General features: G+C 61.4%; 17 protein-coding genes. 8 read left to right on the forward strand and 9 right to left on the reverse strand.

The window, feature by feature from the left end; all coding sequences use genetic code 11:
- Positions 1 to 2 precede the first annotated feature (2 nt).
- The 3 genes from ACCD05_RS00370 to ACCD05_RS00380 form a co-directional block, all read right to left on the reverse strand.
- A complete protein-coding gene (locus ACCD05_RS00370; RefSeq protein ID WP_413390472.1) occupies positions 3 to 1,142 on the reverse strand; it encodes a DUF2336 domain-containing protein in 1,140 nt (379 codons plus the stop codon).
- A 122-nt stretch (positions 1,143 to 1,264) separates the two neighbouring features.
- Complete coding sequence (locus tag ACCD05_RS00375; RefSeq protein WP_413390474.1) at positions 1,265 to 1,867, reverse strand: flavin reductase family protein; 603 nt, start codon at positions 1,865 to 1,867, stop codon at positions 1,265 to 1,267.
- Entirely contained in the window at positions 1,867 to 2,451 is a 585-nt protein-coding gene (locus ACCD05_RS00380; RefSeq protein ID WP_112979700.1) for a nitroreductase, read from the reverse strand. The genes ACCD05_RS00375 and ACCD05_RS00380 overlap by 1 nt, the downstream gene beginning before the upstream one ends.
- A 113-nt stretch (positions 2,452 to 2,564) precedes the next feature.
- Between ACCD05_RS00380 and ACCD05_RS00385 the strand changes: the two genes are divergently transcribed.
- The gene (locus ACCD05_RS00385; protein ID WP_209190512.1) at positions 2,565 to 3,659 is read left to right on the forward strand and encodes a hypothetical protein; all 1,095 of its coding nucleotides are present in this window, start codon (positions 2,565 to 2,567) and stop codon (positions 3,657 to 3,659) included.
- A gap of 84 nt (positions 3,660 to 3,743) precedes the next feature.
- Here ACCD05_RS00385 and thrS read toward each other — a convergent pair whose 3' ends face one another.
- The gene (gene thrS / locus ACCD05_RS00390; protein WP_413390476.1) at positions 3,744 to 5,750 is read right to left on the reverse strand and encodes a threonine--tRNA ligase; all 2,007 of its coding nucleotides are present in this window, start codon (positions 5,748 to 5,750) and stop codon (positions 3,744 to 3,746) included.
- Between the two features lie 202 nt (positions 5,751 to 5,952).
- Between thrS and ACCD05_RS00395 the strand changes: the two genes are divergently transcribed.
- Entirely contained in the window at positions 5,953 to 6,345 is a 393-nt protein-coding gene (locus ACCD05_RS00395; protein WP_111561468.1) for a VOC family protein, read from the forward strand.
- On the opposite strand, the gene ACCD05_RS00400 is transcribed toward ACCD05_RS00395, so the two are convergent.
- From ACCD05_RS00400 to ACCD05_RS00410, 3 genes are read right to left on the reverse strand one after another with little or no spacing between them, the layout of a single operon-like run.
- Positions 6,342 to 6,896, reverse strand: a complete 555-nt coding sequence (locus ACCD05_RS00400) for a DUF1697 domain-containing protein (protein WP_413391041.1) — start codon at positions 6,894 to 6,896, stop codon at positions 6,342 to 6,344. The genes ACCD05_RS00395 and ACCD05_RS00400 overlap by 4 nt on opposite strands.
- Positions 6,893 to 7,294 (reverse strand): membrane protein insertion efficiency factor YidD, encoded by a 402-nt coding sequence (yidD, locus tag ACCD05_RS00405; RefSeq protein WP_413390479.1) that lies wholly within the window; start codon positions 7,292 to 7,294, stop codon positions 6,893 to 6,895. Before yidD ends, ACCD05_RS00400 begins: the two co-directional genes overlap by 4 nt.
- A 10-nt stretch (positions 7,295 to 7,304) precedes the next feature.
- Positions 7,305 to 7,751 (reverse strand): iron-sulfur cluster assembly scaffold protein, encoded by a 447-nt coding sequence (locus ACCD05_RS00410; RefSeq protein ID WP_111561465.1) that lies wholly within the window; start codon positions 7,749 to 7,751, stop codon positions 7,305 to 7,307.
- A gap of 303 nt (positions 7,752 to 8,054) precedes the next feature.
- Here ACCD05_RS00410 and folE point away from each other — a divergent pair, with 303 nt between their 5' ends.
- From folE to ACCD05_RS00425, 3 genes are all read left to right on the forward strand, one after another.
- Positions 8,055 to 8,669 (forward strand): GTP cyclohydrolase I FolE, encoded by a 615-nt coding sequence (folE, locus tag ACCD05_RS00415; RefSeq protein WP_047510394.1) that lies wholly within the window; start codon positions 8,055 to 8,057, stop codon positions 8,667 to 8,669.
- A 24-nt stretch (positions 8,670 to 8,693) separates the two neighbouring features.
- Positions 8,694 to 9,152, forward strand: a complete 459-nt coding sequence (gene hisI / locus ACCD05_RS00420) for a phosphoribosyl-AMP cyclohydrolase (RefSeq protein WP_018899914.1) — start codon at positions 8,694 to 8,696, stop codon at positions 9,150 to 9,152.
- Positions 9,153 to 9,261: 109 nt separating this feature from the next.
- A complete protein-coding gene (locus tag ACCD05_RS00425) occupies positions 9,262 to 10,224 on the forward strand; it encodes a patatin-like phospholipase family protein (protein WP_113200216.1) in 963 nt (320 codons plus the stop codon).
- 20 nt (positions 10,225 to 10,244) lie between these two features.
- Here the strand turns inward: ACCD05_RS00425 and ACCD05_RS00430 are convergent, their stop codons facing one another.
- Together ACCD05_RS00430 and ACCD05_RS00435 are read right to left on the reverse strand one after the other, a co-directional pair.
- On the reverse strand, positions 10,245 to 10,679 hold the full coding sequence (locus ACCD05_RS00430; RefSeq protein ID WP_413390482.1) for a CBS domain-containing protein: 435 nt from the start codon (positions 10,677 to 10,679) through the stop codon (positions 10,245 to 10,247).
- Between the two features lie 102 nt (positions 10,680 to 10,781).
- Complete coding sequence (locus tag ACCD05_RS00435; protein WP_413390484.1) at positions 10,782 to 11,549, reverse strand: rhomboid family intramembrane serine protease; 768 nt, start codon at positions 11,547 to 11,549, stop codon at positions 10,782 to 10,784.
- A gap of 303 nt (positions 11,550 to 11,852) precedes the next feature.
- Between ACCD05_RS00435 and ACCD05_RS00440 the strand changes: the two genes are divergently transcribed.
- The 3 genes from ACCD05_RS00440 (at position 11,853) to pip (ending at position 14,226) form a co-directional block, all read left to right on the forward strand.
- Positions 11,853 to 12,494 (forward strand): PAS domain-containing protein, encoded by a 642-nt coding sequence (locus tag ACCD05_RS00440; RefSeq protein WP_413390486.1) that lies wholly within the window; start codon positions 11,853 to 11,855, stop codon positions 12,492 to 12,494.
- A gap of 89 nt (positions 12,495 to 12,583) precedes the next feature.
- Complete coding sequence (locus ACCD05_RS00445; RefSeq protein WP_026283270.1) at positions 12,584 to 13,195, forward strand: PilZ domain-containing protein; 612 nt, start codon at positions 12,584 to 12,586, stop codon at positions 13,193 to 13,195.
- Between the two features lie 62 nt (positions 13,196 to 13,257).
- Positions 13,258 to 14,226, forward strand: coding sequence for a prolyl aminopeptidase (gene pip, locus ACCD05_RS00450; protein WP_413390488.1), 969 nt, complete (start codon positions 13,258 to 13,260; stop codon positions 14,224 to 14,226).
- Positions 14,227 to 14,597 lie beyond the last annotated feature (371 nt).

A 14,597-nucleotide genomic window follows, 5' to 3' on the forward strand; every position in this document is an offset into this window, starting at 1 on the left:
CCTCAAGCAGCGGCGAGCGCCGTCATATACGCGTAGCCGCGTGCCGACTGTCGCTGCTCGGCGACATGCAGCTTCTCGACCATCTCCAGCAGTTCCTGCACCGCGCCATGCGTGGTGCTACGGCTGCGGAAGCTCTGCAGCAACCGGCCGCAAACATTGGCCAGCATCGTGCCTGATGTGGATTTCGACGCCTCGCGCCACAGCAAGGTGGCTTCGACGAAGATCACGCTGATATCGCGGGCAAGGCCAGCGGACTCGCAAAGGGCGCGTACGGCGTGCATGCGGCCGGTCGCCAGGATCGAACGCACCCGTCGCTCGTCGCAGCCTGTGAGATTGACGATGGCGCCGGCGAAGAACTCGATCTTGCCGGAGCAGAGCGTGTGCATGAGGAAGGATGGCGTCAGGCGCCCGCTGACGCGCAGATGCTCGACCAGATCGGCAACTTCGCGCGGCGTGATCTCGCCGGCGATGGCGACGATCGCGGTTTCCGTCGCCTCGCGGGCCACGCGCTGCAGCCGGCCGGTGCCGATCGCGGCCTGCGCCAGCGGCAGATTGATCAGGGCGTCGCTGACGTGCTGCGTCAAGAGTTGGCGGGCATCGGCGGGCAGGTCCGGGCGATCGAGCAGGAGGTTGCGGACTTCGCAGTCGTCGCCCAGCCGTTCGGCAATGCGCTTCAGCGCCTGCGGTGCAATTGCGGCCCCTTCGTTTTCAAGCAGGCACAGCACGTCTTCCGCGCCGCCAATCTCGGCAAGCGCGGCTGCGACCGAGCGCGAGATGCTGGAACGGGCGGCGATCAGCATGCGGGTGACGGCGCTGCCGCGTGCGGCGAGATCGACAAGATCGGCGTCCGACAGAAGCGGCGAGAAGGTGATGGCGTGGCAGGCGATCTCGGCCTGATCACCAGCCAGAGACAGGACGATGGCACGAGGCGCGTCCGGCGACCAGGCGATCGCTTCGGCCATGGCAAGGCGAACCTTCGGCGACGGGTCGTCGAGCAGGAAGGTCATCGCCATCTCGGCGGCCTTGCGCTCTTCCAGAGACATTTCAGACTGCAGGTAGGCCCGGCCGAGCGCGCTCGCCGCCCTCGCCCGGTCTCCAACCTTGGCAGTCTCAACCCAACGAAGAAATGCCTCTACGATCACCGCGAACCCCAATCCTCAAGTGCGATTCTCTCGCACCCCAAGTGTTGAGGATGACGGTAGCGGCAAAAAGTTTATGATTGGTTCACCATATACTTTAACCGTTCAGCAGGACTGACGGACGGTCAGGCCTTGGGTCGGAAGAGCTCGAACACGTCGCTGCTCTCGCTGTAATCCATGTAGCCGAGGCGCGCGACGGGTCTCGCCAGACCCATGTCGATACGGCCATCGCGCAGGATCGCCTCGTCGATATGGATACCGACGACCTGGCCGAAGATCATCACATTCTCCGACGGCTCACCGCTCAGCGACTTCGGCTCGATGATCTCGGTGACCTTGCACTCCAGCACCGCGAAGGCTTCGGCCACATAGGGAGCATCGACGAGCTCGCCCTTTTTCGGCGTCAGGCCGGACAAAGCGAACTCGTCGACGTCATAGGTGACGGCTGCCGAGGACATGTTCATCTTGTCGATCAGGTTGCGGCTCACGAAGTTGCAGGTGAACTCGCCGGTTTCGCTGGCGTTTCGGTAGCTGTCCTTGCGACCGCTCGACGAGAACATCACGAGCTTCGGACGATCCGACACGGCGTTGAAGAAGGAGTACGGCGCGAGGTTGAGCGTGCCATCCCTGCCCTTGCTGCCGATCCAGCCGATCGGCCTTGGCGACACGATCGCCTTGAAGGGATCGTGCGCAAGGCCGTGCCGGTTCTGATCCGTCGTGTAGAACATCAGCCTTCCCCGCCGACCCAGGTGACCGTCTCGGAAAGCTCGGGGCGTGGGCGTTCGACGGGCGGGAACGTCGTCGAGCCCATGTGGATAAAGCCCGCGACCTTTTCGCCTTCCTCGACGCCCAGCAGCGGATAGGCGCGCTCGTCATAGGCGAACCACTCGGTCAGCCAATTGGCGACCCAGCCATGGGCATTGGCTGCGAAGATGATGTTGAGGCAGACGGCGCCCGCCGACATCAGCTGTTCCCATTCCGGGATCTTGATGTGCGGGCCGGCCTTGCTGACGACCGCGACGACGACCGGCGCGCGGGTGAAGCGGCTGCGCTCGACCTGGATCATCTCTTCGGAGAGATCGGGCTTCTTTTCCAAGGCAAGCTTCAAAAGCTCCTCGCCGATGCGGGCGCGTTCCTCGCCGCGATAGACGATGAAACGCCAGGGCGCGAGCTTGCCGTGATCCGGTACGCGCGAGGCAAGGCGCAGGATTTCCTCGATCTCGGGCTTTTCGGGACCGGGCTCGGACATCTGGAAGGCGGGGATGGAACGGCGGACGCCGAGGTAGTCGATCAGCTTGATATCGGATCTCATAGGCAAGAAACTCTCATTTTCATTGCGGTATCGGGGATGGGTCTTGAATTTGCCATCCGGTTGGTCTTGAAGTGGCCTCTGTCATTTCAGTTGTCAATTGGTTCGCAAAACACATGCTCGGCATTTTGCCATACGCGCGCTGGAGTGTTGCCGTAGCCCTCCTTGCCTTGATCCCCGCCGGCGCCGGCGCGCAGGATGCCTTCAAGGAGTTCAAGCAGCTCGACACCACGACGAAGATGCCCAAGCTCAACGCCTTCATCGCACCCGGCACAACGCCGCAGGGCGCGAAGCTGCATTCCGTCGCGCTCGAGGCGAAGCTCACGGCATCGGGCGACGCCGTCAAGGACGGGCTCTCCTGGTATGTGTTCAGCCCGGTCGCAGGCAGCGACGGCAAGCTGCCGCTGATCGCCAGCTCCCAGGGCGGTTCGGCTGACTTCCAGCTGGCGCCGGGCGATTATTTCGTCAACGTGTCCTTCGGCCGCGCGGGCGTGACGCGCAAGCTCTCGGTGCCCGAGGACGGTGCGCTTGAAAAGCAGACGATGGTTCTGGAAGCCGGTGGCCTGCTGCTCAATGCCGTCTCGGGATCGGATGTGAAAATCCGGCCGGATCAGCTGAGCTTCTCGATCTATTCCGCCGATGTGCGCGATGACGGCGAGCGTGGTCTGGTGATGGCCGATGTGCCGCCGAACACAGTCGTACGGCTCAACGCCGGCACCTATCACGTCGTCTCAGATTACGGCGAGACCAACGCGTCGGTGCGCGCCGACATCCAGGTGGAAGCGGGCAAGCTCACCGAAGCCACGATCCAGCACAAGGCGGCGCAGATCACCTTCAAGCTGGTTTCCGACAAGGGCGGCGAAGCGATCGCCGATACGGCCTGGTCGATCCTGACGGCCGCAGGCGACAGCGTCGGCGAAAGTGTCAGCGCGTTTCCGACCATGGTGCTTGCCGAAGGCGAATATTCGGCCGTCGCGCGCAACAAGGACAAGATCTATCAGCGCGAATTCAAGGTCGAAGCCGGCAAGAACACCGATGTCGAAGTCCTTATGAAGGACGTGCAGCCGGACCAGGGACCGGCCGCCACGACATTGCAGCAGCTGCCGCCGGAGCAGCAGACCCCGACGGAACAATCTCACGCCGCGCAGCCGCTGCCCTCGTTCGAGCAGTTGCAAAGCGGAGCCGCCGCAGGTGGTGTCGATTCCGACTGACGCATCCTACATCGCTTTCAACGCAAAACGCCCGGTCATTGTTGACCGGGCGTTTTCGTTTTTCAGTCCGGGATCACCAAGGCCTCAAGCGGCCTTCGCCTTCCTGGCAGCGGCCTTGCGCAGCACATCCGGCGGTGTCGCTTCGTGCGTCAGGGCAGCGATCGCGTCGTCGAGCGACATCGAGCTTTGCTCCTGGCTGCCGAGACGGCGGATGTTGACCGTGCGCTCTTCGGCTTCCTTCTTGCCGCAAACGATGATCACGGGCACCTTGGTGACCGAGTGTTCGCGGACCTTGTAGTTGATCTTCTCGTTGCGGAAATCGGTCTCGACGTGGAGGCCGGCTTCGCGCAGCGCCTCGGCCACTTCTTCGCCGTAAGCGTCGGCTTCCGACGTGATCGTCGCGACGACGATCTGCAGCGGCGACATCCACAGCGGCAGGTGGCCGGCGAAGTTCTCGATCAGGATACCCAGGAAGCGCTCCATCGAGCCGCAGATGGCGCGATGGATCATCACCGGCTGCGTCTTTTCGGAGTTGCTGTCGATATAGAAGGCGCCGAATCGTTCCGGCAGGTTGAAGTCGACCTGCGTGGTGCCGCACTGCCATTCACGGCCGATCGCGTCCTTCAGCGTATATTCGAACTTCGGACCGTAGAACGCGCCCTCGCCCGGCAGAATGCCGGTCTTGATACGGCCTTCCGACTGTTCCTCGATCGTCTTCAGCACCTCGGTCATGACGGCCTCGGCGCGATCCCACAGAGCGTCGGAGCCGACGCGCTTTTCAGGGCGGGTCGAGAGCTTGACGACGATTTCCTTGAAGCCGAAGTCTTCATAGACCGACAGGATGAGATCGTTGATCCGCAGGCATTCGGCCGCCATCTGCTCTTCCGTGCAGAAGACGTGCGCGTCGTCCTGGGTGAAGCCGCGAACGCGCATCAGGCCGTGCAGCGCGCCGGAGGCTTCGTAACGGTGCACCGTGCCGAATTCGGCCAGACGGATCGGCAGCTCGCGATAGGACTTCAGGCCATGCTTGAAGATCTGCACGTGACCCGGGCAGTTCATCGGCTTCAGCGCGAAGACGCGGTTGTCGGCTTCCTTGTCTTCCGGATGCGTGAAGGCATAGGCCGACTTCACCGCGAACATGTTCTCCTGGTACCAGCCCCAGTGACCCGAGGTCTCCCAGAGCGAGGCATCGAGAACCTGCGGGGCGTTGACCTCTTCATAGGTGCCGGCGAGGCGGCGGCGCATGTAGGAGGTCAGCGCCTGGAACATCCGCCAGCCCTTGCCATGCCAGAAGACGACGCCGGGGCCCTCTTCCTGGAAATGGAACAGGTCCATCTCGCGGCCAAGCTTGCGGTGATCGCGCTTTTCGGCTTCCGCCAGCATGTGCAGGTAGTTGTCGAGATCCGCCTGCTCGGCCCATGCCGTGCCGTAGATGCGCGAGAGCATGGCGTTGTTGCTGTCGCCACGCCAGTAAGCGCCGGCTACCTTCATCAGCTTGAAGGCCGTGCCGATCTGGCCGGTGGAGGCCATATGCGGGCCACGGCAGAGGTCGAACCATTCGCCCTGATTGTAGATCTTCAGGTCCTGGCCTTCAGGAATCGCATCGACGAGTTCGACCTTGTAGCTTTCGCCCTTGGCGGCGAAGACTTCCTTGGCCTTCTCGCGCGACCAGATCTGCTTGGTGAAGGCAGCGTTGCGCGAGATGATCTCCTTCATCTTCTTTTCGATCTTCGGCAGATCGTCAGGCGTGAAGGGTTCGTTCTTGGCGAAGTCGTAATAGAAGCCGTTCTCGATCACCGGACCGATCGTGACCTGCGTGCCGGGCCAGAGTTCCTGCACGGCTTCGGCCATGACGTGGGCCGCGTCGTGGCGGATGAGTTCCAGCGCACGGGGATCGGTGCGGGTGATGATCTCGATCGTGCCGTCGACGACGGGATCGGAAAGGTCGCGCACGGCGCCGTCGATCGCAATCGCGACGGCCTTCTTGGCAAGCGACTTGGAAATGGATTCAGCGACATCCTTGCCGGTTGCGCCAGCATCGTAGCTGCGCACGGAACCATCGGGGAATGTCAGGGAAACGGATTGGGACACTTTAGACTTCTCCTTGTCCAGTCCCGCCAACGAATGCGGGTGGTTGCAATGACGCGTTTCGGATCACGAATACGCCGCCGCCTGATACCGGGATTTGCCGTCGCAGTAAAGGAAAAGCCGATCCGACGCGTCAACGGTATCGTCACATTGACAATGGCCCGGCCGATGGCAAAGTGACAGAAACAGCAACGCAAGGTGGCGCATGATCCTTTACACCACCGTTGGAACAAACGACCTCCCACGATCGGTCGGTTTCTACGATGCACTGTTTCGTGAGATGGGCCTTGAGCAGTGCTTTCTCGATGGCACCTCCGCGTCCTGGGGGCGCAAGGATGACGAAACGGTTTCACGCTTCTCTGTCGGCTACCCGTTGAAAGGATATTCAACCGCCGGCAACGGAACGATGACGGCGTTTCGTATCGACGAGCCTGCCCGGGTCGATCGCCTGCATGAAATCGCGCTTACCGGCGGCGGATCGGACGATGGGGCACCCGGCTACCGGGCTCATTACAGCGGCGCGCCTTACGCCGCCTATATCAGGGACCCCGACGGCAACAAGCTGGCCTTCATTTGCTACGGATCGCCCGAACTCTAGACCCGAGGCTGAATGCCGGGATCCTGTGCGACCATTTCGGCGAGGCGGCGAACGGTGTTCCAGTTGCGCAGCGTGCCGACGCCCATGCGTTTGGTCGTCAGAGCGGAGAGCAGCTTCCATTCGCTGGGCTTGCCGGCGAAATCGATCCAGAGATCGCCACCGATCAAGGCAAGACGCTGGGTCGGCTGGGCATGAGGCTGCAGCCGCTCGATGACGGTGCGGTCGAGCGGCTTTCGCATCACGCGCAGAATGACCTGGCTGCCATCGCCATCGGGGAACGGGTTGGCGGCGGCGATCTTGCGCCAATCCTCGGCCGTGCGAACGAGGATATCGACCGGTTTTCCGAAGCGCACGCAGAACGCCTGCTCCAGCCGCGCCTCTATGTCTCCGATCGGTGACGACGGCGCTTCGAAGACGATGTTGCCTGTTGAAACGAGCGTGCGCGGGTTGCGATAGCCGAGCGACGTGGCCATGTCGCGCAGGTCGGACATGATCACTCTGCGGCCTGGTGCCAGGACGATGCTATGGAGAAGCGCGACGTAAGCGGTCACGTCGGCTTGCGGCCGAACGCGAGATAGCGCCACGGCGTCCACCAGTGGAAACGGTCACCCAGCGTTTCCGGCACACGGTCGAGGCCGCTGGTGCCGCCAGGGCCGCAGCGGCCGACGCGAAACAGCGTCATCCATCCGCCGCTCCAGAGGCCATGGCGGGCGATGGCCTCGTAGCCGTACTCGGAACATGTCGGGATGTGTCGGCAGGAGTTGCCGATGAAGCCGGATAGGGTCAGTTGGTAGAGCCGGATAAGGCCCATGCCGAACAGGCGATCCGGTGTCTTGCGGAAGGGGCCGGCGTAATTGCGTGAGCGATGAACCGGCTTCTTCCTGGGCGACGCGGCCGCGCCGCCTTCGTCCTCGTCGTGATCATGGTTCAGCGAGCAGAACTGGCACATGGTGATCCGCTCAGGCCTCCACGGTCTCGGCGCGCTTGGCCTCGACCTGTCCGATCGCATCGACCACGGCGTCGAAGGTCAGCATGGTGGAGGCGTGGCGGGCCTTGTAGTCGCGAACGGGCCGCAGATAGCGCATATCCTCGAAACGCCCCGATGGGCCCTCACCGTCTTCCTTCAGCATGGCGAGCATGTCCGAACGCGCCTGGCGCAGCTCCTGTGCCGTCGCGCCGACCACGTGGCGGGCCATGATCGAGGAAGAGGCTTGGCCGAGCGCACAGGCCTTGACGTCATGGGCAAAGGCCGAGACCGTGTCGCCGTCCATCTTCAGCCAGATCCTGACCTTCGAGCCGCAGAGCTTGGAGTGCGCCTGGGCGCTGGCGTCGGGTTCCTCAAGAGCGCCGATCAGCGGAATATTACCGGCAAATTCGAGAATTTTGCTGTTGTAGATGTCGTCCATCGGGTATTCCGCTCCATATTTCATGCGGATAGACGGCTCATTGTTGATCGTCACCCAAACAAAAACACACCGTGTCACGCTGGAAGACTTACATAGCGATGCCGTTTTCCTATATGTATGTCGTTCGAAGGCCATGGAAATGCAATGGCCTCGTGTAAGTTTGAATGGGAAACCGTGCCGGATGGGCCGCAGATTTTTGCCCTGAAAGCCCCGGAGCCTGCCAAAGGTGCACTATTCCCGAATGGGATTGCCAGTGGCTAGTCCGAAATACGGTCCGCATTGCGGATCAGGAGACAGTTGCAGATGGACGCCATCGTAAAGAACTTTCCGCAGACCACGCCAGAATCCAATCGCCCAAGCCAGAAGGAAGCCGAAGATGCGGTGCGCACGCTGCTCCGCTGGGCCGGTGACGACCCTGCGCGCGAGGGTTTGCTGGATACGCCGGCGCGTGTCGCGAAAGCCTATCGCGAGCTTTTCGCCGGCTATGAGATGGATGCGCAAGAGGTGCTTGGCCGGACCTTCGAAGAGGTCGCGGGCTATGACGACATGGTGCTGGTGAAGGACATTCCCTTCTTCTCGCATTGCGAACACCACATGGTTCCGATCATCGGCAAGGCGCATGTGGCCTACATGCCCGACGGCAAGGTTCTCGGCCTGTCGAAGATCGCGCGCGTGGTTGAAATCTATGGCCGCCGCCTGCAAACGCAGGAAACCATGACCGCCCAGATCGCCCGCTCGATCGACGAAACGCTCGCTCCCCGCGGCGTCGCCGTGATGATCGAGGCCGAACATATGTGCATGGCTATGCGCGGTGTTCAGAAACAGGGCTCGACCACATTGACGACAACCTTCACCGGCACATTTAAAACTGAGCCGGCTGACCAAGCCCGGTTTATTTCCATGGTGCGGAGCCGCTGACCGGCTTCATTTCAGAAAGCCGCGATGATGCCATTTGCCTTCAATGCGCCGTCCGAAGACAAGTCCGAGCTCGAGGATGCCGGTGATTTCACGCCGCGGTTCGATGACCGCGGCCTGATCACGGCGATCGTGACGGACGCCCATGACGGCGAGCTGCTGATGGTGGCGCATATGAACGCCAAGGCATTGGCGCTGACGATCCAGACCGGCCAGGCCCACTATTTCAGCCGCTCGCGCGGCAAGCTCTGGCTGAAGGGCGAAACCTCGGGCAACATCCAGACGGTGAAGGAAATCCGCACCGACTGCGACCAGGATGCAATTTGGCTAAAGGTCGAAGTTGCCGGTCACGACGCGACCTGCCACACTGGCCGCCGATCCTGCTTCTATCGGACGGTGAGCCTGGAAGACGGCAAGCCGATGCTCGAGATCGCCGACGACGAGCGCCAGTTCGATCCTCACGAAGTCTACGGAAAAGAGCCGTAACAACGGCCTACCGTATCTTTTTGGGTCAGGAGGGGCGGCCATATACCAATTCGAAAGGGTGGCGGCGCACTAATATTTGCCTGCGCGTCGTGCCAGGGGGAGGTTTGCCATGGTGAGCTGGAGTTTGATCCGTCAAGGCTCCGAAGCCGTCGGTTCCGACGCTGGCATCGCCTCGCCCTCCGACATCAAGCTTCCCGCCCCCACACCGAAAAAGCCGAAGCTGGCGCTTGCCCTTGGCGGCGGCGCTGCGCGCGGCTGGGCGCATATCGGCGTACTGCGTGCACTTGACGAAGCGGGCATCGAGATCGGCATGATCGCTGGCACCTCGATTGGCGCGCTGGTCGGCGGTTGCTATCTGGCGGGCAAGCTTGATGAACTCGAGAGTTTCGCCCGGTCGCTGACCATGCGCCGGATCGCCAGCCTGCTTGATCTGACCATCGGCGGCAGCGGCCTATTCGGCGGCATGCGGCTCACCAAGCGCATGCAGGAACACCTGGAAGGGTTGAATGTCGAGGATCTCGACCGCCCGTTCGTCGCGGTGTCGGCCGAGGTCAATAGCGGCCACGAGGTCTGGATCGCCAATGGCTCGCTGATCACGGCACTCAGGGCTTCCTACGCCCTGCCCGGCATTTTCGAGCCGGTGCGCAGCAATCACCGGACGCTGGTCGACGGCGCGCTGGTCAATCCTGTCCCCGTCTCGGTCTGCCGTGCCTACGAGCAGCCGCTAGTCGTCGCCGTCAACCTGAACTACGACATCTATGGCCGCTCGGCCGTCGTGCGCCACAGCGCCAGCCTGACACCGTCGGAGGTGCAGAAGCAGGAACATGCGCCTTATGCCAAGCTCGGTATGACTGGGGTGATGGTGCAGGCGTTCAATATCATCCAGGACCGCATCGCGCGCGCGCGTCTGGCGGGCGATCCGCCAGATATCTCGCTTCAACCAAGATTGAGCGATATCGGTCTCTCGGAATTTCATCGCGCCGGCGAAGCGATCGAGCGCGGCTATCAGGAAGCCACGGCGCGGCTTCCCGAGTTGAGGCGCATGCAGGAGTTGTTTGCCGGCTCCAGCTGAGCAATGCGGCGCGCCTTCATTCAGCCTGCGATATAGGCCTTGATGTCTTCGGCCTCGCGTTCGACCTCGGCGATACGGGTCTTGACCACGTCACCGATCGAGATGATGCCCGCAAGCTTTCCCGAGGTTTCGACCGGCACATGGCGGAAGCGCCGGCTGGTCATCAGTTCCATCAGCTCGTTAACGGTCGTTGCCTCGTTGCAGCGATAGACCTTCGCCGTCATCACCGATGCCACGGAGCTATCAAGACAGGCGGGGCCGGACTTGGCGATCGCGTGAACCACGTCGCGCTCGGTAAAAATCCCGGCGATCTTGTTTTCCATACCGACGATGACGATGGCGCCGATCTTCTTCTTGCTCAGAATCGCGGCTGCTTCGGAAACGGTCGTGTTCGGGCCGGCGGTGACGACGTCCCTGCCCTTGGCATCCAGTATGGCTTTGACTGTATTGGACATTTGAACCTCCTATGTCGAAAGTGAGACACTTCAGCTGATCACAGGCATCCGCGGCGGTCTCTCCTCCCAACGCGGATCAGTTCGAATGGTGCACTTCAAAGCTCAGGAATGCAATATATCCGCATCCTCTGAAATAGAGGGAAGTTCGGGCGGCGGGCGGTCGAAGAGCGAAAACAGCACGAAGCCGAAGAGAAAGCCGCCGATATGGGCGTCCCAGGCAATCGGCGCGCCGGTGTCACCGATCAGTGGAATGCCGACGGCGATCAGGATGTTGCCGACGAACCAGAAGAGCATGAACATGACGACGGTGCGGCTGCGGAAGGTTTCCGCGATCGAGAGCCGCGGATTGAGATGGGCGGGAAGCGCGACGCGGCGCTCCGACGGGAACGCAAAGCGGCAGGCTGCGCCCATCAAGGCCGAAACGACGCCGGATGCGCCGATCAGAACCGTGGCCTGCCCCCAATTCAGCACGGCGTGAAGCGCGGCCGAGGCAACAGCTGCGAGCACCCAAAAGACCGTGTAGCGAACCCAGCCGATGCGTCGGGCGACCGGCGCGCCGAACGCCATCAACCATAGCCCGTTGAACAGGATGTGTTCGATATTGCCGTGCAGCAGCGAATAGGTGAGCGGCGTCCAGAACAATTGCGGCCCCTGCTCGGCCAAGGGCGTGATGTAGCGTAGCGGGATGAAGCCGAAATCGAAGAACAGCATATCGACGCCGCTTTCGGTCAGGAAAATCGCCTGCACCGCATAGATCGCCGCAAGGAGGCCGATCGTTGCGACAATGGCGCCTGGAAGATTGAAAATGGGCGTACGCGGCGGCTTGGCGGCGGGCTCGGTCGGCTGGTGCGGCTCGTTCGTATCGTCCATTGCATTCCTCGTTCACTTCGCGTGCACTGGCTTACAGGACGACAGGTCAAAAAAAAAGCCGTCCGGCAATCTACCGAACGGCTTGCTGAGCGTCCCCCGAGAATGACCTCGCGCCCGAGCAATTCATGCTGAACTTCCAATACCGGAAGCAATGAAAAGATAGTGGCACGACGGGCCGTCACAGACAATCGAAACCCTTCCTTAACCTTAACCGGCCGGATCTGGCATGAAATCCGCATGGCATAGGGCAAGGTGGCCATGATGGCCGCCGTTTGAACCGAAATGAAACAGATCGGCAGTCCCATGCGCCTCAACACCACCATCCAGATCTTCGACTACTGGAACAAGCTACGCGGCAGCGAGATCGCTCCCCTGCGGACGCAGGTGGAACCACGCGATATCAGCCAGCTTCTCTCCAGCCTCTTCATGCTCGAAACGTCCGAGACGAGCCGCGTCACCTTCCGTCTCGCCGGTACCCGCATCTGCGATCTCTTCGGCCACGACCTCGGCGGCAGCTGTTTGTCGGAGCTCTGGGCGCACGGTCACGAGGATATCGAAAAGACTGCCGTCGGCGTCATGGAGCACGGCATCCCGGCGCTGTTGAACGCCACCGGATACAGCACCGCCGGTCATCGCGCCGCCTTCGAGATCATTCTTCTGCCGCTGCGCAATGCCGAGGGGGAATGCGACAAGCTGCTCGGCGCGATCGCACCGGCCACGACCGCGAGCTGGCTGGAGGTCGTTCCGCTGCAGTTCCTGGCGCTCGACCGCAGCCGTTTGCTGCATGAGCAGCTCGACCCGGCGGAGAGCACGCCAAGCGGCGCGAACGAGCCTCGCGCGGCGACCAGCGGCAGCCGCTCGATCGCCGATACGGTGCGTCGTCTGATGTCCAGCCTGATGGATGAACCCGTGAAACAGGATGCACCATTTCGGCACTACCGCTGAGCGGTAAAACCCCCTCGCCTGAACAACCTTCTGTTAATGGATTGCGAGTAAAGCTTGGCGCCAAAGCTATTTGTAAAAGAAGCCCTTTAATGCACGCTTTCCAGCAAGCTCAGACGCAAAAAACTGCGCCTCGCCTTGAACAAGGTGCATTCCAGCGCGTGCCCATCAATATGCAGGGCCGCCTGATGCTGGCAAACTACGAGGAATTCGAGTGTCTGGTCATCGATATGTCGCCCGGCGACATGTATGTGACCTGCCAGGGCCGCCCGCGCGTCAACGAACGCGTCGTTGCCTATATCGATCACCTCGGTCGCGTCGAAGGCTATGTCCAGACGATCGACAGCCGCGGCTTCAACATGTCCATCCACGCCACCGAGCGCAAGCGCGAGAAGCTTGCCGCGCAGCTGACGTGGCTTGCCAACAAGCACGAGCTCGGCCTGCCGGAAGATCGTCGTCACGATCGTCTGATGCCGCGCGAGACGCAGACGGAAATCACGCTTGAAGACGGTACGCAGTATATGTGCCGGATCATGGACTTGTCGCTCTCGGGTGCTGCCGTCGACGTCGAGGTTCGCCCGGCGATCGGCACAGCGCTTCGTCTCGGCAACATGCGCGGCCGCGTGGTGCGTCACTTCGTCGAAGGCGTCGCGATCGAGTTCCTGTCGCTTCAATCGCGCGACACGCTACGCGAATTTCTCTGACCGTCGTCATCGCGGCTTCACAAAGCTGATGGATTGAAGCGCCTCTTTAGGAGGCGCGCCCGATGTCGATTCTTTTCCCAGAGATTGAAGCTTACGACCACGGCCTCCTCGATGTCGGAGACGGCAACCTCATCCATTGGGAAAGCTACGGCAATCCGTATGGACGGCCGGCGCTCTATCTGCATGGCGGGCCGGGCTCCGGCGCATCGCCCTCGGCGGCACGCTATTTCGACTCATCCGCCTATCGGATCATCCTGTTCGACCAGAGAAATTGCGGCCGCAGCCTTCCCAATGCCGCCGAGATGGGGACGGATCTTTCCGCCAACACGACCTGGCACCTGATCGACGACATTGAGAAGCTCCGTTGTCACCTTGGGGTGACGGATTGGGTACTGTTCGGGACATCCTGGGGATCCACGCTTGCGCTCGCCTATGCGCAGACCCACCCGGCCCGCGTCGCGGCTGTGGTTCTTGCCGGTGTGACGACGACGCGCCGATCGGAAATCGAATGGTTGACCCAGGGCATGGCCGCGCTGTTTCCCGAGGAATGGCATCGGCTCAACGCATCCCTTCCCGGTGATATGAGAGCCAAGGGCGTAGTCGAAGCTTATCGAAAATTGCTCAATGGGCCCGATCTCGACGTGCGCCTCAAGGCGGCGCGGGACTGGCACGATTGGGAGGCGGCATCCATCCTGCTTGCCAACCCCGACGGCTATCCGCGACGCTGGCGAAATCCTGACTACCTGCTCACTCGTGCCCGGATCATAACCCACTATTTCAGCCACGCGGCATGGCTCGAGGAAGGTGCGCTATTGCGGGACGCCGGAAAGCTGGCCTCGATCCCCGGCGTTCTCGTTCAGGGACGGCTCGATCTGGAGGCGCCATTGACCACGGCATGGGAATTGGCGCGGGCGTGGCCGGGAAGCGAGCTCATCATCGTCGAAAACGCTGCTCATGCACCCGATCACGACGGCATGGCGCGCGCAATTATCGCCGCGACCGACAGATTCTGCGAAATTTCTCAAAAATAATTTTCGACGCATCACCTTAAAAAGCGGCTCAAAACGCGCCATTTGCGCGCGAATCCGACGGTTCGACGGTCGAGAGAGCACCGATTCCCTCCAAGCCACATGATGAACGCAATATTACCGAAATGGCGACCTAACCGCCCGCGTTAATCTTTTGCCTCGAAACGAGCCACCCGATGGCGGCGAGGCTTTTTGAGAAAGATAAAAGTTGAAGCAATCTTGGTAAAAATTGCCTTCGAATTCCGGTAAAATTCGATGTTGATTTTAGTCGAATTCGACGCGCTTTTGAATCAACTAAGCCTTTAATTTTGCTTCTGAATTTTGCGTCGAGTAAAAACACGTCTGGCAATGTCTCCTCACAAACGGGGACATAC

Source organism: Rhizobium sp. Rhizsp42, from assembly GCF_047304155.1.
Lineage (GTDB): Bacteria > Pseudomonadota > Alphaproteobacteria > Rhizobiales > Rhizobiaceae > Rhizobium.